Genomic DNA, 842 nt, shown 5'->3' with positions numbered 1-842 from the left:
CCGGCAAAAAGTGATCCAAGCAATCTTGCTTGATGGCTTAAAAATTACTGGATCTTGCCGTATATTTAACATTAGTCGTAACACTATTCGATTATGGCTCAAGCGGCAACGTGAAACAGGAGATTTTCAAGCATTGCCGAATCAACCACCTGGCAATGGGCATAAAATTACTGACTGGGAAAAATTTACTTCCTTTGTCGAGGCTAATGGGGATAAAACTCAAGTAGAGATGGCCAAACTCTGGTCGGAAGAAATTAGCGATCGCACTATATCACGAGCGTTAAATAAAATTGGGTTCACTCGAAAAAAAAAACTTATGGTTATCAACAAAGAGATGAAGTTAAACGATTTAAATTTATTGAAGAGATAACCACGTATAGACCAGAGAACATAGTGTATATAGATGAAGCTGGGATGGATAGTAGAGAAGATTATAGCTATGGCTGGAATCAAAGAGGGAAGCGCTTTTATGCTCTAAAAAGTGGCAGAAGACAAGGACGGATTAATATGATAGCCGCTCTATGTAATGGTCAGTTATTTGCTCCCTTTACGGTAGAAGGATCTTGTAATAGGAGTGTGTTTGAAACTTGGTTGCAAACTTGCTTAATCCCCCAATTAAAACCCGGTCAAATCGTGATTGCAGATAATGCCAGCTTCCATAAAGGTGGACAGATTATTCAATTAATTGAAGCTGCCGGGTGTCAGTTAAAATACTTGCCATCTTATTCCCCCGATCAAAACACAAAATTGAGCGATGTTGGTCATGGTAAGTTCTCAATTTCCTGAATTGCTAACTCTGTTTGCTCTTGATTTGCTTCTGAAGGCTTTAATGGCACATTAGC

At 39.1% G+C, this 842-nt stretch carries 1 pseudogene; it reads left to right on the top strand.

The features are described 5' to 3' along the window. Positions 1 to 767, top strand: a pseudogene (locus RMZ95_RS31730) (IS630 family transposase); the annotation flags it as partial. Positions 768 to 842 lie beyond the last annotated feature (75 nt).

Source organism: Nostoc sp. DedQUE07 (assembly GCF_034530975.2).
Lineage (GTDB): Bacteria > Cyanobacteriota > Cyanobacteriia > Cyanobacteriales > Nostocaceae > Nostoc.
This window is presented reverse-complemented; position numbering and strand designations above follow the sequence as displayed.